This is a genomic window from Microbacterium enclense (assembly GCF_004022425.1).
Classification (GTDB): Bacteria; Actinomycetota; Actinomycetes; order Actinomycetales; family Microbacteriaceae; genus Microbacterium; species Microbacterium enclense_A.
The window spans coordinates 24808-43430 of sequence record NZ_RBZY01000016.1 but is presented as its reverse complement, the minus strand read 5'-3'; the positions used below and the strand labels follow the sequence as shown (position 1 = coordinate 43430).

Sequence of the window (18623 nt, the reverse complement as noted above, 5' to 3'; positions counted from 1 at the left end):
GCGTGTCCGTCGTCGATGCCTTCCGTGCTAATCGGCCCGCTGTCGTCCGCGCGATGGAGGCGGTTCGTGCGCTGAGCGACTCCCTCGACCGCATGAACAGCGGCATGAAGGGCGCCATGGACATGAATGCGAGCGACCTCGCGACGCTCCGCATGCTGATCATCCGCGAGCAGCGGGGGCAGATGGTCAGCCCTCACGATGTCGCCTCGCACCTGCGCATCTCGACGGCCTCGACGACGAAGCTCCTGGACCGCCTCGCCGCGTCAGGGCATCTCGAACGACGACCGCACCCGTCCGACGGTCGGGCACGTGTCGTGGTGCTGACCCCGAAGTCCCGCACGGAGTTCCTTCGCCACTTCAGCGCGCATCTCGACGCCATGGTCGCCGTGGCCGACTCGTTCTCGGACAATCAGCTGTCGACGATCGCCGAGTTCGTCGACGGCCTCAGCGACGCCATCAGCGCGACCGATTGAGGGCGCCGCGAGCCACGCGCAGTCCGACGTCGTCGAAGGCGGAGCGCGGGTTCGCCCCGCGCCGCGCTGTCGCGCGAACGACGGCACGGGCGTCGCTCCACCCGCCGCCCCGGAACACGCGGGCGTCGCTCGTCTCCGGGGCGAACAGGTCCCAGCACCACTCCGAGACGTTGCCGAGCATGTCGAACAGTCCGTGCAGATTCGGCAGACGCCCGCCGACCTCGACGGGTCCGCCCAGTCCGTCGCCCGCTGTCCAGGCGATCTCGGCGATCGGTCCGTACGTCGAGCCCGTGGACCCCGCGCGGCACGCGTACTCCCACTCGTCCTCGGTGGGGAGCCGGAAGCCGTCCGCCTCCGAATCCCAATCGACGACCTCGCCGTCGTACGCGTACACGGGGTCGCGGCCCTCCCATTCGCTCAGTGCGTTGCAGAACCGCACGGCGCGGAGCCAGCTCACCTGCACTGCGGGCCGTCGAGGGTTCTGCGCCGTGATGCCGAGGATTTCCGCCATCTGTTCCTCGGTGACCGGGTAGACGCCGAGGTCGAACGCTTCGACGGTGATCTCACGTCTCTCCGCGCCGCGCTGGTCTCCCCGCAGCACGGTCCCCGCGGGCACCCGTGTCATCTCGACATCGCTCATCGCAGCTCCAGCATCCACAGATCGCTGTCGCCGGTGAGGAACAGACGGCGCTCGTCGGCGTCGAAGGCGCAGTTGCTGACGAGATGGGGCGTCGGGATGATGCCGAGGCGTGCGCCGGTGGCATCCACCACCACCACTCCCGCTCCGCTGCTGATCCACAGCCACCCGCGGTTGTCGATGGCGAACCCGTCCGGGATGCCGGCATCCACGGTCGCGAAGGTCGTCGGGGCGCCGAGCGTCTCGCCGTCCCACGTGCACGCGACGATGCGGGGGAGCCCGTCGGCGTTCGACTCGGCGACGTAGAGCGTCGTCTCGTCGGGGCTGAAACCGATGCCGTTAGGGGCGTCGAGGTCGATCATGCGCTCGAGCGGCTGCCCCTCACGCCACCGATAGACGCTCTGGTGTGCGAGGGCGGGATCCGCGGGGTATCCCTCGCGCGGGTCGGAGATGCCGTACGTGGGGTCGGTGAACCACACGGCGCCGGCGCGATCGACGACCAGGTCGTTCGGGGAGTTCAGCGGGGCACCGTCGAAGGCGTCCGCGAGGACGTGCGTGCCGTCGCCGTCCGTCCGGCTGATCGCCCGGCGACCGTGCTCGGCGTGGAGCAGTCGGCCCTCGGCATCCACCGCGTTGCCGTTCGCGAACGCGGACGGGTCGACGACCGTGACGACGCTGCCGTCCTCCCGCCACCCGAGCGTGCGGCGCCCGACGACGTCGCTGAAGACGAGCATGCGTTCCTGCTTCCACCACATCGGGCCCTCGGCCCAGGTCGCGTCGGCGTAGAGCGAGAGCAGTCGCGCGCTCGGGGCGAGAACGTCACTCAGACGCGCGTCGTACACGCGCGGGGGCGCGACATCGACATCGGCGGGGGAACGTGGCGGCTGGAGCACACGTCCATCGACTCTCGGGTGACTGGACATCGATCCAGTCAAACGCGCGCGGGCGTCGTTGACAGCCGGGTTGACGGGCGCGTCGACGAACCGAGACTGCCGCCGAACGGGTGCGTAAGGCCACTGCGCCGGGAAGCGCAGACGAGGAGAGCACGCACCTCGCCAAGATGAGACGGTGGCAGCGAGAAAGGTGTTCGCTCAGGCACCGAGGGGGTTGCGCAGGGAAAGGCGAAGGCCCCGAATCCGAGGATCCGGGGCCTTCATTTGTTGCGGGGACAGGATTTGAACCTGCGACCTCTGGGTTATGAGCCCAGCGAGCTACCGAGCTGCTCCACCCCGCGGCACAAGAGATAAACCTAGCACGGGTTCGGATGGCTGTCCAATCGGCGTTGATCCCGATCGCCCCCGCGGGCCATGATGCGGGGATGTTGACACCTTCCGACGACCCCCGCGACGACCTCCGTGACGGCCGTCCCGAGAGTGCCGCGCAGCGCGCCGACCGCAACTGGGCGGACGTCCTCCAGGAGCTGCGGGTGCTGCAGACCGGCACGCAGATCCTCACCGGCTTCCTGCTCGCACTGGCGTTCCAGCCCGCGTTCGCCGACCTCAGCGGACCCCAGCGCATCGGGTACCTCCTGCTCGTGGGACTCTCGGCGCTCACGGCGATCCTGGCTCTCGCTCCGGTCGCGCTCCACCGCGCGGTCTTCCACCGCGGTGTGAAGCCGATCGTGGTGCGGTACGGGCATCGCGCGCTCATCGCAGCCCTCAGCGCGGTGGCCCTGCTCTTGGCGGGCGTGGTGGCGTTCGTGTTCGACGTCGTGGTCGGGGTCGAGGCCGCGGTGATCGCCGTGGTCGTCCTCGTCGCCGTGATCCTCGTACTGTGGGTCGTGGGTCCGGCCGTCCTGCGCCGGATCGGCGACGACAGCCGGCCGAGTGGCGAGAAGGGGCGCGAATGACGCACGACAGCGTGGGAGTGGCCGTGGCGCAGTTCGCCCCGACCGCGTCGAAGCCCCAGAACCTGGATGCCATCGGCGACCTCGCCCGCACCGCCGCCGCCCGGGGTGCTCGGGTCGTCGTCCTCCCCGAGTATTCGAGCTACTTCGTCGACCCGTTCGACACCTCGCTCGCGGAGAACGCCGAGGACCTCGACGGCCCGTTCACATCCGCCCTCCGCGATCTCGCGGCCGAGCTCGACGTCGTCCTCGTCGCGGGCCTCGTCGAGCGGGCCGACGACGGGCGGCGCGTGCGCAACGCCGTCGTGGCCGTGGCGGGAACCGGCATCCGGGCCGTGTATCGCAAGCTCCACCTGTACGACGCGTTCGGGCAGCGGGAGTCGGACTGGGTGGCACCCGGGGAGATCGCGCCGCCCGAGACGTTCGAGGTGGACGGCCTGCGCTTCGGGCTCATGACCTGTTACGACCTGCGCTTTCCCGAGGTGGCCCGCACCCTCGCCGACGCGGGAGTGGACGTCGCCCTCGTGCCGGCGGAGTGGGTCCGCGGGCCGCTCAAAGAGCACCACTGGGCGACCCTGCTCACGTCGCGGGCGATCGAGAACACGTTCTTCGTGGCGGGCGCCGACCACCCGCCGCCCCTCGGCGTGGGTCACTCGATGGTCATCGACCCGCAGGGCGTCGCGCTGGCGACGATCGGTACGGCCACCGACGTGGCGGTCGCCCACATCGATCCCGGTGCCATGGCCCGGGTGAGGCGGGTGAACCCGGCTCTCGAGCTCCGGCGCTTCCGCGTCACCCCGCGCTGACCGCGGCGGTCAGGCCGGCGACAGCGCCGAGAGCCGCCGTACTGCGTCCGTGAGCACCTCGACGCGCTTGCACGCGGCGAACCGCACGAGCGTGGCGTAGTCGGCGCGGTGCTCGGCGGAGGCGAAGGCCGTGAGCGGGATGCCGACGACCCCCGCCCGCGCCGGCAGGTCGCGACAGAACGCGTCGGCGTCCGTGGCGCCGAGCGGGGCGGCATCCACGACCGTGAAGTACGACCCTCCCGGTGTGCTGACGTCGAAACCCGCGGCCCGCAGGCCGGTGCCCAGAAGCTCTGCCTTCGCCTTCATCTCGGCGGCGACCGAGGCGAAGAACGCGTCCGGCAGGCGCAGACCCGCGGCGATCGCGGGCTGGAACGGCGAGCCACCGACGTAGGTGAGGTACTGCTTCACCGCGAGCACCGCCGACACGAGGTCTGCCGGGCCACTGACCCACCCGGTCTTCCAGCCCGTGAGCGAGAAGGTCTTGCCCGCCGAAGAGATCGTCAGTGTTCGCTCCGCCCCGCCCGGGAGCGTGGCGATCGGCACGTGGGGGGCGTCGAAGACCAGGTGCTCGTACACCTCGTCGGTGACGATGATCGCGTCGTGGAGGTGGGCGAGGCGGATCACCTCGTCGAGGACCTCCCGCGAGAACACCGTGCCCGTGGGGTTGTGCGGATCGTTCACGAGGATCACGCGCGTCCGGTCGGACACCGCGGATGCCAGTGCCTCGAGGTCGGGCTGGAAGTCGGGCCAGCGCAGGGGCACCGGCACCAGTCGCGCACCGGCCAACGCGACGCACGCCGCGTACGAGTCGTAGTACGGCTCGAAGACGACGACCTCGTCGTCGGGACCGTCGATGAGGGCCAGGAGAGTGGATGCCAGAGCCTCGGTCGCGCCGACCGTCACGAGGATCTGCCGGGCGGGGTCCAGCTCGATCCCGTAGAAGCGGCGCTGGTGCTCGGCGACCGCCGCGAGAAGGTCGGGGAATCCTCGACCGGGGGCGTACTGGTTCACGCCGTCGGCGATGGCCCGGCGGGCGGCCTTCAGGACGACCTCGGGCCCATCCTCGTCGGGGAAGCCCTGGCCCAGATTGAGCGCGCCGGTCGAGGCGGCGAGCGCCGTCATCTCGGCGAAGATCGTGGGAACCGAGGTGCCGTCAGCGGTGATGAGACCCGCGCCGAGGGCGGTGCGGCGCCAGGCGCCGGGGAGGTCGTGCATGATGGGGATGCCTTCGGGGGAGAGGGGGCGGTGGTCGCCGGGCCGAAACCCTCTCACCGTAGCGGAGCGCACCGTGGGCGGGCCCTCGGATGACCTCGCATTCCGTTCCTGCGACTCTGATAGACGCGACTCATCCGTGTCATAGCAAGCGCACAGCATCCGGGGTCATGGTTGATCTCGCCTGGAAGAAGGAGCATCCCATGAGCGACACCACGGACGACCGTCCCGAGGGTACCGAGCACCGCCCCACCACCGACGCGGCCGCGCAGGGCGCGGTCCCCGCGTCGCACGAGACCACCCCCGCGGCCGACGCGGCACCGCACACCGAGGCGGCGCCCATCGCCGGCGCATCGGCCACACCGCCGGTCCCCACCCGCTCGCCCGCCGATGCCGCGGCCGCCTGGCCTGCTCCGGCGCAGGGATCCGCGACCCAGCACCCCGCGCCCGGACAGGCCGCTCCGTCGCCTCAGCCGACCACACCGTTCCCGGGCGCGCCGCAGCACCCCGCGCCCCACGCCCAGGGGTACGCCGCCGCGCCGAGTGGTGCGACCGCTCCGACGGGGCAGGCGTTCGGACCCGCGGCCGCCGGTGCCTCGGGCACCCATCCCACGTTGGTCCTCCCCGGCTCGCAGCCGACCCCGCCGCGGAAGAAGGGCTCGGGCGCCAGGATCGCCGCGCTCCTGGTCGCGGCGGCCCTCGTCGGCGGCGGCGCCGGCCTCGGCGGCACCTACGCGGGCCTGGCGCTGTGGGGTGGTTCCGACAGCTCGACGGCCTCCGGGCCCACGGCGATCACCGTGAACGATCCCGGTGACGTGAACGCGACGGCGGCCGTGGCATCCAAGGTCGTCCCCAGCGTCGTGACCATCAGCGCGAGCACCGGGTCGACGGGCGGGACCGGTTCGGGCGTCATCCTGAGCGATGACGGCTACGTGCTCACCAACACGCACGTCGTCACCCTCGACGGACAGAGCGGCGACGCCTCGCTGTCCGTGACCTCGTCCGACGGGCGCGTGTACAAGGCCACTCTCGTGGGGACCGACCCCACCTACGACCTCGCCGTCATCAAGCTGGAGGGCGCATCGAACCTCACGCCCATCGAGTGGGCCGATTCGTCGCAGCTCAACGTCGGCGACGCGACCGTCGCGATCGGCGCGCCCCTCGGCCTGCCCAATACGGTCACCACCGGCATCGTCAGCGCGTTGAACCGGTCGATCCAGGTCGCGTCCTCGGCGGCCCCCAGCGACGGCTCCGACTCGAGCGAGGGCGGACAGGGCGGCCAGCAGGGCGGCGAGAGCCCGTTCTTCTTCGACTTCGGCCAGGGGCGCCAGGGCACGCAGGCCAGCCAGACGATCAAGATCGCGGTGATCCAGACCGACGCCGCCATCAATCCCGGAAACTCCGGCGGAGCGCTCGTCGACGACGAGGGCAAGCTGATCGGCATCAACGTCGCCATCGCGAGCGCCGGCGGGTCGTCGTCGGGCGGGCAGTCCGGCAACATCGGTGTCGGCTTCTCGATCCCGTCCGCCGTCGCCCAGCGCATCTCGCAGGAGATCATCGACAACGGTTCGGCGACGCACGGGCTTCTGGGCGCGAGCGTCCAGGATGCCGCGTCGGTCCAGGGTTCCACGACCACCGGTGCCTACGTCGCCGACGTCACCGCGGGCGGCGCCGCCCAGGCCGGCGGGCTGCAGAAGGGTGACGTCATCACCGAGTTCAACGGCATCCCGGTGACGAACTCGGTCGATCTGACCGCTCAGGTGCGCGCTGTCGCCGCGGGTTCCGAGGCCGAGGTGACCTATTCGCGCGGCGGACGTCAGAGCACCGCGGAGGTCACTCTCGGCGCGATGACCGACTGACGACTCCCATGACGACGCCACCCCGCGAGGACATCGCGGGGTGGCGTCGCGGTGTCCGGGGACGCTGCCCGGAGAACGGGGCCGTGGCGTCAGGACGCCAGGGGCGCCAGACGGCTGATCGCCGCCAGAGGGATGCCGATCCAGTCCGGACGGTTGCGCGTCTCGTAGATCGCCTCGTACACCGCTTTGTCGAGTTCGAACGCCGCGAGGAGCGAATCGGGAGCCTTCTGCCCGGCGCCGACGGTCTCGGCGTACCCGGCGAGGAACGACTGCTGCGCGGCGATGACCCACGCGCGCACCGCCGCCCCGTCGTCGTCGGCCACGGCTCCCGAGACGTAGTCGAACGACCGCAGCATGCCGGCGACGTCGCGCACGGCGAGGTCCGGACTGCGACGCTCGGAGATGGGTCGCAGCGGCTCGCCCTCGAAGTCGAGCAGTACCCATCCGTTCGCGGGCGTGTGCAGGACCTGGCCGAGATGCAGGTCGCCGTGCACGCGCTGCAGCGGCGGCCACTCGGCCGCGACGGCGTCGGCGTACACCTCACGGATGCGGTCGGCGTAGGGAGCCAGCGCGGGAACCTCGGCCACCGCGATCGTCAGACGACGCTCCCACGCCGCCGCCACGCGGGAACGCACGTCGGCGTCCGGGGGAATGGTGGGGAACGTCTCGGCCAGCGCGACGTGCATCCGGGCGACGCTCTCGCCGAGCGCGCGGGCGGGGGCCGAGAAGTCGTCGTCGGCACCGGCCGCCTCGAGGGCGACCCGCCAGGCGTCTTCGACCCCCTCGAAGAACTCCTGCGCGAACGCGAGCGAACCGGTCACCGTTTCGCCGCCGGCCGTCATCCACGTGCCGCGCACCTCGCCGATCGCGGCGGGTACGAACGTGGCACCTCCCGCGGCGAGGGCGGACTGCAGCTCGACGTCGGGGTTGATCCCGGCGTTCACCTGACGGAACAGTTTGCCGATCACCGGCGGGGCGCCCTCGGGCCGGAAGATGATCGACGTGTTCGACTGCTCCCCGCTCAGCACCCGCGCGGGCACGTCCGTCGCCGGTTCCGCGGGGGAGGAGGTGAGGGGGATGCCGAGGAAGCCGTCGTCCGTCACCGCTCCGGCACCACCCGTCGAGAAGAGGCGGAACAGAAGGTCGGTGAAGGCGGGATCGGTGACGGCATCCGCCCACACGCGTCCGTCGTCAGCCGGACCGATCAGGCTTCCGGGGAGGACGACGTCCGGGTCGCGGAGCGACACCGGCACCTGGTAGAGCGCTGCCGGACTGACCGCTTCGTCCCGGACGAGCAGAACGCGTGTCGAGGGAGCGACGAGCGGCCACTCCGCGACGAGCGTCAACTGGGGATTACGGCCCTTCGTGCCGTACCACCGCTGTCGCGGCATCCACACGGTCAGGAGATCGAGGAGGTCACCCATGCGGCGAGGCTAACGTCATCGCCCTCGGGTCGCCCAGGCCTTGCGCCCGGTACGCCGGGATGACAAGGCCTCAGGGCGTGTCGGACGGCGACGTCTCGTCGTCGTGGTCCTTGCGGCGGGGGAGGGCCTTGCGCGCAACGGAGCCGGTGCGCCGACCGACCGACCCGACGGCGCCGGCGATCGCGCCGCCGACGCGCTGCACGCCGCCCGCGGCGCGGCGCTCGAGCTTCTCCGCGCCGGAACGCGGTTCGAGGTCGGCGGGCACGGTCAGCGGCGGAGCGCCGAAGGCGCGCCGGGAGGTGACGAGCACGCGGCGCCCCAAGATGTTGTTGCCCGCGCCGCCGACGACGGCGCCGACGCCGAACGGCAGCGCCTTGCCGAGCCACGAGGCGCCGCCACGGGCGGCGAACTGACGGGCGAATGTGGTCTTCAGCCGGTCGACCAGGGGTCCGACGGCCGCGCGCGGCAGTGTCTTCGTGACGAGCTCGCCCCAGTACCCCGAACGCGTCGTGCCGCGACCGGCGGCCTGTGCGGCGAGCTGGGCGACGAGGTCGGTGCCCTCCTTGCCCAGCATGAGGGTGAGCACGAGCGCCCGCGCCCGGTCGGGGTCGTCGACGGCGACACCGTGCACCTCGGCGACCGACTGCGCGAACAGAGCAGTCGCCTCGAGGAACCCGATCGTCTCGACACCGCTCAGCGCGAGAGTGACCCCGGTGCCGATACCGGGCACGACGGCCGTCGCGCCCACCGCGGCCCCGCCGGTGGTGACGGCAGCCAGGTAGCGGCGCTCGACGATCTTCAGCAGCTCCTGCGGAGTGGCATCCGGATGCCGGAGGCGAATACTCCTGAGGTGCGCGAGCACGACCGGCCGCTGCACGGACAGCACTCGGTCCAGCATGCGGATCGTGCGGGGATGCTCCTCGGACCCGACGGGTGGGAGTCCGCCCTTCCAGGGCGCGTCGTCGGACAGGGAGTGGATGCGATGCACCTTCTCGGCCATGTCTCCATCCTGCCCTGCGCGATCGTCGTCGGCCGGGCCTTGACGCGCGGGGTCGCGCCCACTGCCAGGGCCGTGTCAGAAGGGGTTGATAGTTTGGGACGATGACAGCGTCGCTGCCGCAGCCCCCTGAGTCCGCCTCCTCCGGGTCGGAGGGTGATGCGGCGAGCGCAGGCGCCTCTCCGACGCCCCCACCGCGTCCGTCGGCGCCGCGTTCGTCGGCTGCCGAGAGCGAGGCGACGCCGGTGACGGAGGTCGAATCGTCCGGCGACACGCCGGTGGTGAAGAAACCCGCGAGCCCTCGTTCCGCATCCGCTCGGAACGCGTCGTCGACGTCGGCACCTCGCAGCCCACGAACCCCCGCGGACAAGAAGCCGACGACGCCGCGCACCCCCGCGGCGAAGAAGCCCGCGACACCTCGCACGCCCGCCGCCGGGAAGCCCGCGACCGCACGCACTCCCGCCTCCGGGACATCCGCGACGCCGCGAACCCCCGCGGCCAAGAAGCCGGCGACCCCTCGCACGCCGGCGGCGAAGAAGCCCGCCACCCCCCGCACATCGGCCGAGAAGAAGACGGCCGCGACTCCGCGGACACCCGCGAAGCCCCGCACGGCGGCTCCTCCGACACCGGTCACGACGCCCGCTGCCGCGCCCGACGAGATCGTGCTCCCCCCGGTTCCTGTTCCGCCGCCCTTGCCCGCTAATCTCATCGTCCCGCCGCGTCCACCATTGCCGTCCATCGGCGGCGGTGAAGCCGCTCTTCGTGAGGAAGCGTCGGTTGACGCCGATCCCGCGGAGGATGCGCCTGGTGAGGTTGATCCCGCTGACGCGTCGCCCGTTGAGGCTGAGTCCGTCGACGAGACGCCCCGTGACGCGGCGCCCGAGGTGCCGGCCGACCCGTCACCGGCAGACGTCGCGGTCGAGGAGCCGAAGATCGACGGCGCGTCGGCGGAAGCGGCGGGCAGCGAGGAACCCGCGTTCGCGGAACCCGTCCCCGAGGAGCCCGTCGTGGCGGAGCCGAACGTCGATGAGCCGGTCTCCGCGGAGCCGGACCTCGATGAACCGGTTATCGCCGAGCCCACCGTCGACCAACCTATCGCCGTCGAAGAAGCCGCTCAGGTGGAATCTGTCGTCGATGCGCCCGCCGTCGAGGGCCCCCGCGCCGAGCCGGCCGAGGACGCCTCCGCCGCTGCGGACGCCTCCGCGGCGGATGATGCCTTCGCGGCAGAAGATCCGACACCGCCGGACGTCGCGGTCGACGAAACCGCCGTCGAGCCGATGGCCCCCGAGGGCACGTCGCCGAGGGAACCGGCCGACGATGTCGCGGATCCTTCGGCCGAGCCCGCGGCCGACGGGGAAGCGACGACGGCCGCAGCGGTCATCGCACCGCGCGAAGACGCGGATTCCGACACCGCTTCCGATGTGCCGGCCCTGCGTCTGCGCAACGTCACGAAGACCTTCGGCGAGGTGCGCGCGGTCGACGGCGTCGATCTCACCGTTCCCGCGGGATCCTTCTACGGTCTCGTGGGGCCCAACGGCGCCGGGAAGACCACGACCCTGTCGATCATCGCCGGGCTCCTGCGGTCCGACGGCGGAACCGTCGAGATCAACGGTGTCGACGCGGCACACCGGTCGCGCGCGGCGAAGAAGATGATCGGTGTCCTCCCGGATCGCCTGCGTACCTTCGACCGCCTCACCGGGCGCCAGCTCCTGTCCTACTACGGGGCACTGCGCGGTCTTCCCTCGCCCGTGGTCGAGAGCCGCGCGGCCGATCTCGCGCGTGCGTTCGATCTCGTCGACGCTCTCGGGCGGCCGGTCTCCGACTATTCCGCGGGAATGACGAAGAAGGTCATGCTCGCCGGCGCCATGATCCACTCCCCGCGCCTCCTGGTGCTCGACGAGCCGTTCGAGGCCGTCGATCCGGTCTCCAGCGCGGTGATCCTCGACATCCTGCGCGCCTACGTGGAGCACGGCGGCACCGTCATCCTCTCCAGCCATGGGATGGAACTCGTCGAGCGCGTCTGCTCGCGCGTCGCCGTGATCGTCGCGGGCCAGGTGCTCGCCGAGGGCACGGTCGACGAGGTGCGCGGCGAGTCGACGCTCGAGCAGCGTTTCCTCGAACTCGCGGGCGGTCTGGGCGACGTGGAGGGGCTCGAGTGGTTGCACACGTTCTCCGCCTGAGACTGGCCATGATGCTCGGCGCCCTGCGTGGCGACCGGGATCATGTGCTGCGCCGCATCGTCGGCCTGTTCGTCCTCGTCGCGGGCACCGTGTTCGCCGCGGTCAATGTCACCGCGCTCGCCGATGCGGACGGCGTCACGACGGCGGTGGTGACGGTGCTCGCCGGGTCCGCGGTCACGCTCGGATTCGCGGTGGCCCCGCCGGTCACGGCATCCACGGATCCGCTCGACCCCCGTCGCTTCGCCGTCGTCGGTCCGGAGCCGCGGCCGCTCGCCGCGACCCTCCTGCTGGCCGGGTTTCTGAGCGTTCCCGTCTTCGTCGTCGTCGTGCTCGCCATCAGCCTCGCCACGGCGTGGACCGCGCACGGAGCTCCGATCGGACTCAGCGTCCTCGCCATCGTCCTCGGGACGACGACGTGCGTGCTGCTCGCCCGCGTGAGCATGGCCCTCGGGACCCTCGTGCGTCGCCCGCGTCAGTCGCGTGAACTCCTCGGGATCTACCTCGTGGCGGTTCTCGTGGTCGTGGTGCCCGTGGGCATCTTCCTCGGCTCGCTCGAATGGCGCGGTGTCGTGCCGTCGCAACTCGTGGTCGCCGCCGACGTCCTCGCGTGGACGCCGATCGGAGCGGCGTGGAGTATCGCGCTGGCACCCTCCGCGGGGGCGGCGTGGGGGAGCGTCGCCGTCGCTCTCGCCACGGTGGCGCTGCTCGCGTCGGCATGGTTCGCGCTCGTCCGCGTGCTCCTGACGACGACACCGCGCCCCGTCACGGTCCGTGAGCGCGCAGGGCTCGGATGGTTCGCGCTGCTCCCCGGCACGCCCGGGGGCGCTGTCGCGGCGCGGAGCCTGTCGTACTGGTTCCGCGACCGCCGGTACGTCGTCAACGTGGTGGTGGTTCCGATCGCGGCCGTCCTGACGACGCTGCCGCTCATCGTGGCGGGCGTGCCCGTCGAGCTGGCCGTTCTGCTGCCGGCGCCGATCATCGCGCTGTTCCTCGGGTGGCTGCCGCACAACGATCTGGCCTACGACTCGACGGCGCTGTGGATGCACATCGCGAGCGGTGTGAGGGGCCTGTCCGATCGGGTGGGACGCCTCGTCCCCGTCGTGCTGATCGCCCTGCCGCTTCTGGCGATCGCCATCCCGCTGGCGATCGCGGTGCACGGGCGGTGGGCGTTCGCTCCCGCGCTCGTCGGGGTGTGCGCGGCCCTGTTCCTCTCGGGCCTCGGGCTGTCGAGCATCGCTTCGGTCGTCGCTCCGTACGCCGTCTCGCGACCGGGGGACAGCCCCTTCCAGCAGCCGCAGCGGACCGGATCGGGCGGAGTGATGGCCCAGGGCCTGGTCATGGCCGGCGCGGTCCTCGCCGCCTCCCCGGCCCTCTGGTTCGCCTGGGAGGCCTTGCCCTCCGACACCGCCGACGCGTTCCCCGCTCTGTGGGCGGGCCTCGGTGCGGGGGTGCTGGTGCTGCTCGTCGGACTCGTCGTGGGGGCCGCCCAGTTCGAGCGCCGGGGCACACGCCTGATGGAGTTCGCGGAAGCGACGTAAGTCGCAGCTCGCGCCGCGAGGGCACGGCGGACCGCCGCGAATCGTCCATGACGCGCGCTCCGCGGCTACACTGGCAGACCATGAGCACCCCTCTCGACCGACCGGATAGCGGGGGTCTGGCGACCCTGGACCGTGAGCTCGAAGAGCTCATCCGGGAAGAGAACATCGAGCCGGGCGACCACGAGCGGTTCTCTCACTACGTCAAGAAGGACAAGATCCTCGAGTCCGCGTTGACGGGCAAGCCCGTGCGCGCGCTGTGCGGCAAGAAGTGGACGCCGGGACGCGATCCTGAGAAGTTCCCCGTGTGCCCGCAGTGCAAGGAGATCTACGAATCCCTCACGAGCTGACCTCGAGACGGTTCACGTCAGGACGATGCTCTCGACCTCCGACGCCGTTCCGCCGGAGCCGTAGATCGTGAACGTCACGGTGTACGTCCCCGTCGCGAGCGGGTACACATTCTCTCCCGGGTACCAGTTCAGCTGCTGCGCGTAGCCGCCAAGGGCGATCGAGAGCGACCCGGACAGGGTCGTGGGCTCGGCGGGCGAGGGAGGGACGACCTGCAGGGTGTACTGCACGAGCGCGGGCTCGGGGTCGCGCGTCGGCCACCACGTCACGTTCTGGTCGTAGTGCGCCGAGGCGTAGATCGCCAGCGGACCGCGCGTGCTGTTGGTCGCGGGATCGTACTTGCTCCCGTTCAGCACCTTCCAGTCGTCGCCGATACGCAGCTTCGAGATCGGCACCGCGGTGGCCGATTGGGCGATCGCGGGGACGAACGTCGACGCGATCACCGGTGCGGTCCAGGCCGCGGCCGTGAGGACGGCGCGGCGTGTGGGGTCGGCCCGCCGGGTCGGCGATGCATCGTCGGCCATGGAACTCTCCGTTCGGTGCGTTGCTCGCCCGACCGGTCGACCACGAGGCCGCCACTCACGGGGCGATCCTGCCCACGCTAAAGTGCGCGCACGGACGGCCTCCGGGTCGAGGACACCTGCTCACCCCGACCGGGAGGACCTTTCATCCCCTCGGCCGCTTGTCATGGGCCGCCCCGCCGGAAGGCTCAGGCCTCCAGGTACTCGGTCGGCAGTGCGGGCTCCGAACGGCTCAGGGCGAGAGCGCGGACCGGGAGTTCCTCGCGAACGCGGGCATGGTGCGCGCGCGCAGCCGCGACGCCCTGCGGCCCGAGCGCGGCGGCATCCGGCTCGCCGTCGACGATCAACGGAACCTGGAGCGCACGCGCGTCCGGGTGTTCCGCGGCGGTGGAGAGTTCCTCGAAGCCGTCGCTCACGACGATCAGTTCGGAGGTGGCGGTGCCGCCGTCGAGCGCGCGGAACGCCGCCTTGCGACCCCCGTGCGAGGCCTTCTGAGCGGATGCCTTGGCGACGGGCACCCATGACCCGTCGGCGTCGGCGCGCGCCACGAGCTTGAACACCAGGCCGGCCGTCGGCGAGCCCGATCCTGTGACGACGGAAGTGCCGACGCCGTAGCTGTCGACGGGGGAGGCGGCCAGGGAGGCGATCGCGTACTCGTCGAGGTCGCTCGTGACCGTGATCCGTGTGCCCGTGGCCCCGAGATCGTCCAGCAGCGCGCGCACCTCCCCGGCGACGATCGGGAGGTCGCCCGAGTCGATGCGCACGCCCCCGAGGCCCGTGCCCGCGACCCGCACGGCCGTGCGCACGCCCTCGGTGATGTCGTACGTGTCGATCAGCAAGGTCGTCCCGGTGCCGAGCGCGTCGATCTGCGAGCGGAACGCGTCCTCCTCGCTGTCGTGCAGAAGCGTCCACGCGTGCGCGGCGGTGCCCATGGTCGGCACACCCCAACGGCGGCCCGCCTCGAGGTTGCTCGTGGCCGCGAAGCCGGCGATGTACGCGGCGCGCGCGGCGGCGACGGCAGATTCCTCGCCGGCGCGGCGGGAGCCCATCTCGGCGAGGGGCCGGTCGCCCGCGGCGATGCTCATGCGGGATGCCGCGGTGGCGACCGCGGAGTCGAAGTTGAGCACGCTGAGGGCGATCGTCTCGAGGATCACGGCCTCGGCGAAGGTCCCCTCCACCGTCAGCAGCGGCGAGCCGGGGAAGTAGATCTCGCCCTCGCGGTAGCCGGTGATGGAGCCCGTGAAGTGGTAGCCCTCCAGGAAGTCCAGCGTCGTGGCATCCACGATCCGGTTGTCGCGCAGGTACCGCAGCTCGTCCTCACCGAAGCGGAAGTCGCGGATCGCGTCGAGCAGACGGCCGGTGCCCGCCACGACGCCGAAACGACGGCCGCCGGAAAGGCGTCGGCCGAACACCTCGAACACGCAGCGGCGCTCGGCGGTGCCGTCGCGCAGGCCCGCGTCGAGCATGGTGAGTTCGTAGCGGTCGGTGTGGAGGGCCGTACTGCGGGTCATCGCGCCAGCCTATTGCGCGCGCCCCGGCACGCCCGCGCGCCCTTGACAGGGGGGCACGGTGGGTAGGCTGGATGCCTATGAACGACGCGCCGATCGGCATCTTCGACTCCGGGGTCGGTGGTCTCACCGTCGCGCGTGCGGTCTCGGCGCAGCTGCCGCGCGAGTCGATCCTGTACATCGGCGACACCGCCCGTTCGCCCTACGGACCGAAGCCCATCGCCGACGTCCGGCGCTATGCGCTCGAGGTGCTCGACACGCTGGTCGAGCAGGGCGTGAAGATGCTCGTGATCGCCTGCAACACCGCCTCCGCCGCCATGCTTCGCGACGCGCGCGAGCGCTACGACATCCCCGTGGTGGAGGTCATCGGACCCGCGGTGCGCACGGCGATGTCCACGACCCGCAACGGCCGCGTCGGCGTGATCGGCACCGTCGGCACGATCGGGTCCCGCGCGTACCAGGACATGCTCGAGGTCAACGAGCGCCTGACGGTCTTCGCCGAGGCGGCGCCGAGGTTCGTCGAGTTCGTCGAGGCCGGGGTCACCGACTCGCCCGAGGTGCTCACCGTCGCCGAGCAGTACCTCGCGCCGCTGCGGCACGCCGGCGTCGACACGCTCGTGTTGGGCTGCACCCACTACCCGTTCCTCGAGGGGGCCATCAGCTACGTCATGGGCCCCGAGGTGAGTCTCGTCTCGAGCGACACCGAGACGGCGAAGGACGTGTACCGCCAGCTGGTCTCCCGCGACCTGCTCGCGGGACCGGATGCCGTTCCCGCCCACCACTACGAGGCCACGGGCGCATCGGCCGACGAGTTCGTGCGGCTCGCCCATCGCCTGATGGGGCGTGAGATCCGCGACGTGCAGCTGGTCCAGACCGGCGCCATCGACCTGCCGCGCTGAGGCGTGGCATCCATTCCGTCCTGAGGAGGACCCATGACCCGCAAAGACGGCAGGACCGACGACCAGCTGCGCCCCGTGACGATCGAGCGCGGGTGGTCGGCCCATGCGGAGGGCTCGGCGCTCATCACTTTCGGCGGCACGAAGGTGCTGTGCACCGCGTCGTTCACGAACGGCGTCCCGCGCTGGCTCACGGGCAAGGGCAAGGGCTGGGTCACGGCCGAGTACGCGATGCTTCCGCGCGCGACGAACAGCCGCAACGACCGCGAGAGCATCAAGGGCAAGGTCGGCGGACGAACGCACGAGATCTCGCGGCTGATCGGTCGCGCGCTGCGCGCGGTCGTCGACACGAAGGCACTGGGCGAGAACACGATCGTGATCGACTGCGACGTGCTGCAGGCCGACGGCGGGACGCGCACCGCGGCGATCACGGGCGCGTACGTCGCCCTCGCGGATGCCATCGCCTGGGGCCGCGAGAAGAAGTTCATCGCGCAGCGCTCGGAGGTGCTCATCGATTCGGTGTCGGCGGTGTCGGTCGGCATCATCGACGGCACCCCGATGCTCGACCTGGCGTACGTCGAGGATGTGCGCGCCGAGACCGACATGAACGTCGTGGTCACCGGCCGGGGACTCTTCGTCGAGGTGCAGGGCACGGCCGAGGGCGCGCCGTTCGACAAGCGCGAGCTCGACCAGCTGCTCGAGCTCGGTGTCAACGGCTGCGCCGAGCTGCGCGACCTGCAGACCGCGGCGCTGAACGCCTGACATGGCCCGCGTCGTTCTGGCCACGCACAACCCGCACAAGGTCGAGGAGTTCCAGGCCATCGTCGCGGCGACCCGCCCCGATCTCGAGGTCGTCGGGTACGACGGCCCCGAACCGGTCGAGGACGGCGTGACGTTCGCCGCGAACGCGCTCATCAAGGCGCGCGCCGCCGCGGCGCACACGGGGCTCCCCGCGCTGGCCGACGACTCGGGTGTCGCGGTCGATGTGCTGGGCGGATCGCCTGGCGTGTTCTCGGCCTACTGGGCCGGTCACAGGAAGGATGCCGCGGCCAATCTCGAGCTGCTGCTCGACCAGCTGTCCGACGTCGCCGACCCGCACCGCACAGCGCAGTTCGTGTCGGTGATCGCGCTCGTGCGCCCTGACGGCACCGAGGACATGGTCGAGGGCCGCTGGCCCGGCCGCCTCGCGACGGCGCCCGCCGGCCCGGGCGGGTTCGGCTACGACCCGATCTTCATTCCGGACGGACAGGATGCCGGATCTGAGCGCACGGTCGGGGAGTGGACAGCGGAGGAGAAGAACGCGCAGTCGCATCGGGCGCGCGCGTTCCGCAGCCTCGTGCCGCTGCTGCAGACGCTCTGACGCCGGGGCCCTGACACCCGCGGCGAGAGCGAGAACCGCTCTCATTCCCGACTAGCGGCAAACCCCTCCGGACCCGACGACCCGGCTCTAGCCTGGAGCCATGCACGATCACGCACCCGCCGGTGGCATCCGCGATGCCGGGAACCGACGGCTGCTTTCAATCGCTCTGACGCTCACCGCGACCGTGATGATCGTGCAGGTCGTCGGCGCGATCGTCACCGGATCGCTCGCTCTGCTCGCCGACGCCGCACACATGTTCACCGATGCCGCAGCCCTCGTCGTGGCGCTCATCGCGACGGCCATCGCGGCGCGTCCCGCCGATGATCGCCGCACGTACGGGTACCAGCGCGCCGAGGTGCTCGGGGCGCTCGTCAACGCCATCGTCCTCATCGTCCTGAGCCTGTGGGTCGCGTTCGAGGCCGTGCAGCGGCTCGTCTCACCGGGCGAGGCCGAGGTGCAGGGCGGCCTCATGCTGGTCGTGGCCGTCGTCGGCCTGATCGCGAATGCCGTGTCGATGTGGCTGCTCGGGCGCGCGCAGAAGCGCAGCATCAACGTCCGCGGCGCCTACCTCGAGGTGCTCGGCGACCTGATCGGTTCAGTCGCTGTGATCGTCGCGGCGATCGTCATCGTGGCGACCGGATTCGTGCAGGCGGATGCCATCGCCTCGCTGTTCATCGCGGTGATGATCGTGCCGCGGGCGATCGGGCTCCTGCGCGAGGTCATGGTCGTGCTCACCGAGTCCGCGCCGACCGGTGTCCAGGTGGCCGAGATCCGGGAGCACCTACGCGAGGCCGACGGCGTCGTCGATGTGCACGACGTCCACGTGTGGCAGCTTACCCGCGGAGCCCCCGTGTTCAGCGCGCACGTCGTCGTTCAGGACTCTGCCCTCGCCGACGGCCGGGCGGCGCGCATCCTGGCATCCCTCCAGACCTGTCTCGCCGACCACTTCGACGTCGAGCACTCCACGTTCCAGCTCGAGCCCGCCGGTCACGTCGAGCACGACGCGCAGCACGCGTAGCGC

The 18623-nt window shown here is 71.3% G+C and carries 18 protein-coding genes and 1 tRNA gene; 11 read left to right on the top strand and 8 right to left on the bottom strand.

What is annotated here, in order from left to right; translation table 11 throughout:
* Positions 1-2: 2 nt before the first annotated feature.
* Positions 3-473, top strand: coding sequence for a MarR family winged helix-turn-helix transcriptional regulator (locus D8Y23_RS06025; protein ID WP_342672104.1), 471 nt, complete (start codon positions 3-5; stop codon positions 471-473).
* On the opposite strand, the gene D8Y23_RS06020 is transcribed toward D8Y23_RS06025, so the two are convergent.
* The 3 genes from D8Y23_RS06020 to D8Y23_RS06010 all read right to left on the bottom strand — a co-directional run bounded on the left by D8Y23_RS06020 (position 457) and on the right by D8Y23_RS06010 (position 2344).
* On the bottom strand, positions 457-1113 hold the full coding sequence (locus D8Y23_RS06020) for a formylglycine-generating enzyme family protein (protein ID WP_128217257.1): 657 nt from the start codon (positions 1111-1113) through the stop codon (positions 457-459). The two genes, D8Y23_RS06025 and D8Y23_RS06020, sit on opposite strands and share 17 nt — an antisense overlap.
* Positions 1110-2033: an SMP-30/gluconolactonase/LRE family protein gene (locus tag D8Y23_RS06015; RefSeq protein WP_128217256.1), complete on the bottom strand. Its 924-nt coding sequence runs from the start codon at positions 2031-2033 to the stop codon at positions 1110-1112. Before D8Y23_RS06015 ends, D8Y23_RS06020 begins: the two co-directional genes overlap by 4 nt.
* 237 nt (positions 2034-2270) lie before the next feature.
* A tRNA-Met gene (locus D8Y23_RS06010) sits at positions 2271-2344 on the bottom strand.
* Between the two features lie 84 nt (positions 2345-2428).
* Here D8Y23_RS06010 and D8Y23_RS06005 point away from each other — a divergent pair.
* A complete protein-coding gene (locus tag D8Y23_RS06005) occupies positions 2429-2959 on the top strand; it encodes a DUF6328 family protein (protein ID WP_128217255.1) in 531 nt (176 codons plus the stop codon).
* Entirely contained in the window at positions 2956-3762 is an 807-nt protein-coding gene (locus tag D8Y23_RS06000) for a carbon-nitrogen hydrolase family protein (RefSeq protein WP_128217254.1), read from the top strand. The genes D8Y23_RS06005 and D8Y23_RS06000 overlap by 4 nt, the downstream gene beginning before the upstream one ends.
* Before the next feature lie 9 nt (positions 3763-3771).
* Here the strand turns inward: D8Y23_RS06000 and D8Y23_RS05995 are convergent, their stop codons facing one another.
* On the bottom strand, positions 3772-4977 hold the full coding sequence (locus tag D8Y23_RS05995; protein WP_128217253.1) for an aminotransferase class I/II-fold pyridoxal phosphate-dependent enzyme: 1206 nt from the start codon (positions 4975-4977) through the stop codon (positions 3772-3774).
* Between the two features lie 200 nt (positions 4978-5177).
* On the opposite strand from D8Y23_RS05995, the gene D8Y23_RS05990 reads away from it, so the two are divergent.
* Positions 5178-6833: a S1C family serine protease gene (locus tag D8Y23_RS05990; RefSeq protein ID WP_128217252.1), complete on the top strand. Its 1656-nt coding sequence runs from the start codon at positions 5178-5180 to the stop codon at positions 6831-6833.
* A gap of 89 nt (positions 6834-6922) precedes the next feature.
* Here D8Y23_RS05990 and D8Y23_RS05985 read toward each other — a convergent pair whose 3' ends face one another.
* On the bottom strand, positions 6923-8257 hold the full coding sequence (locus D8Y23_RS05985; protein ID WP_128217251.1) for a maltokinase N-terminal cap-like domain-containing protein: 1335 nt from the start codon (positions 8255-8257) through the stop codon (positions 6923-6925).
* Between the two features lie 70 nt (positions 8258-8327).
* Positions 8328-9257: a hypothetical protein gene (locus D8Y23_RS05980; protein WP_128217250.1), complete on the bottom strand. Its 930-nt coding sequence runs from the start codon at positions 9255-9257 to the stop codon at positions 8328-8330.
* 881 nt (positions 9258-10138) lie between these two features.
* Between D8Y23_RS05980 and D8Y23_RS17070 the strand changes: the two genes are divergently transcribed.
* The 3 genes from D8Y23_RS17070 (at position 10139) to D8Y23_RS05965 (ending at position 13319) form a co-directional block, all read left to right on the top strand.
* Positions 10139-11434, top strand: coding sequence for an ABC transporter ATP-binding protein (locus tag D8Y23_RS17070; protein WP_240663809.1), 1296 nt, complete (start codon positions 10139-10141; stop codon positions 11432-11434).
* Positions 11410-12972 (top strand): hypothetical protein, encoded by a 1563-nt coding sequence (locus tag D8Y23_RS05970; protein WP_128217248.1) that lies wholly within the window; start codon positions 11410-11412, stop codon positions 12970-12972. Before D8Y23_RS17070 ends, D8Y23_RS05970 begins: the two co-directional genes overlap by 25 nt.
* Positions 12973-13052: 80 nt before the next feature.
* Positions 13053-13319, top strand: a complete 267-nt coding sequence (locus D8Y23_RS05965) for a DUF3039 domain-containing protein (RefSeq protein WP_128217247.1) — start codon at positions 13053-13055, stop codon at positions 13317-13319.
* 12 nt (positions 13320-13331) lie between these two features.
* Here the strand turns inward: D8Y23_RS05965 and D8Y23_RS05960 are convergent, their stop codons facing one another.
* Both D8Y23_RS05960 and D8Y23_RS05955 read right to left on the bottom strand, forming a co-directional pair.
* Entirely contained in the window at positions 13332-13841 is a 510-nt protein-coding gene (locus D8Y23_RS05960; RefSeq protein ID WP_128217246.1) for a hypothetical protein, read from the bottom strand.
* 185 nt (positions 13842-14026) lie between these two features.
* On the bottom strand, positions 14027-15349 hold the full coding sequence (locus tag D8Y23_RS05955) for a nicotinate phosphoribosyltransferase (protein WP_128217245.1): 1323 nt from the start codon (positions 15347-15349) through the stop codon (positions 14027-14029).
* Positions 15350-15426: 77 nt separating this feature from the next.
* Between D8Y23_RS05955 and murI the strand changes: the two genes are divergently transcribed.
* From murI to D8Y23_RS05935, 4 genes are all read left to right on the top strand, one after another.
* Positions 15427-16245, top strand: coding sequence for a glutamate racemase (murI, locus tag D8Y23_RS05950; protein WP_128217244.1), 819 nt, complete (start codon positions 15427-15429; stop codon positions 16243-16245).
* A 33-nt stretch (positions 16246-16278) separates the two neighbouring features.
* Entirely contained in the window at positions 16279-17004 is a 726-nt protein-coding gene (gene rph, locus D8Y23_RS05945; protein WP_128217243.1) for a ribonuclease PH, read from the top strand.
* A 1-nt stretch (position 17005) separates the two neighbouring features.
* The gene (gene rdgB, locus D8Y23_RS05940; protein ID WP_128217242.1) at positions 17006-17602 is read left to right on the top strand and encodes an RdgB/HAM1 family non-canonical purine NTP pyrophosphatase; all 597 of its coding nucleotides are present in this window, start codon (positions 17006-17008) and stop codon (positions 17600-17602) included.
* Between the two features lie 100 nt (positions 17603-17702).
* Entirely contained in the window at positions 17703-18620 is a 918-nt protein-coding gene (locus tag D8Y23_RS05935; RefSeq protein WP_128217241.1) for a cation diffusion facilitator family transporter, read from the top strand.
* The last annotated feature ends 3 nt before the right edge of the window (positions 18621-18623 follow it).

Bases quoted from the DNA above. Each gene is read 5' to 3' on its own strand.
- rdgB (WP_128217242.1), top strand. From the start codon at position 17,006: ATGGCCCGCGTCGTTCTGGCCACGCACAACCCGCACAAGGTCGAGGAG.
- D8Y23_RS06015 (WP_128217256.1), bottom strand. From the start codon at position 2,033: ATGTCCAGTCACCCGAGAGTCGATGGACGTGTGCTCCAGCCGCCACGT.
- D8Y23_RS05965 (WP_128217247.1), top strand. From the start codon at position 13,053: ATGAGCACCCCTCTCGACCGACCGGATAGCGGGGGTCTGGCGACCCTG.
- D8Y23_RS06000 (WP_128217254.1), top strand. From the start codon at position 2,956: ATGACGCACGACAGCGTGGGAGTGGCCGTGGCGCAGTTCGCCCCGACC.
- D8Y23_RS05960 (WP_128217246.1), bottom strand. From the start codon at position 13,841: ATGGCCGACGATGCATCGCCGACCCGGCGGGCCGACCCCACACGCCGC.
- murI (WP_128217244.1), top strand. From the start codon at position 15,427: ATGAACGACGCGCCGATCGGCATCTTCGACTCCGGGGTCGGTGGTCTC.
- D8Y23_RS05990 (WP_128217252.1), top strand. From the start codon at position 5,178: ATGAGCGACACCACGGACGACCGTCCCGAGGGTACCGAGCACCGCCCC.
- D8Y23_RS06020 (WP_128217257.1), bottom strand. From the start codon at position 1,113: ATGAGCGATGTCGAGATGACACGGGTGCCCGCGGGGACCGTGCTGCGG.
- D8Y23_RS05980 (WP_128217250.1), bottom strand. From the start codon at position 9,257: ATGGCCGAGAAGGTGCATCGCATCCACTCCCTGTCCGACGACGCGCCC.
- D8Y23_RS05935 (WP_128217241.1), top strand. From the start codon at position 17,703: ATGCACGATCACGCACCCGCCGGTGGCATCCGCGATGCCGGGAACCGA.
- D8Y23_RS06005 (WP_128217255.1), top strand. From the start codon at position 2,429: ATGTTGACACCTTCCGACGACCCCCGCGACGACCTCCGTGACGGCCGT.
- D8Y23_RS05995 (WP_128217253.1), bottom strand. From the start codon at position 4,977: ATGCACGACCTCCCCGGCGCCTGGCGCCGCACCGCCCTCGGCGCGGGT.
- D8Y23_RS05985 (WP_128217251.1), bottom strand. From the start codon at position 8,257: ATGGGTGACCTCCTCGATCTCCTGACCGTGTGGATGCCGCGACAGCGG.
- D8Y23_RS05955 (WP_128217245.1), bottom strand. From the start codon at position 15,349: ATGACCCGCAGTACGGCCCTCCACACCGACCGCTACGAACTCACCATG.
- rph (WP_128217243.1), top strand. From the start codon at position 16,279: ATGACCCGCAAAGACGGCAGGACCGACGACCAGCTGCGCCCCGTGACG.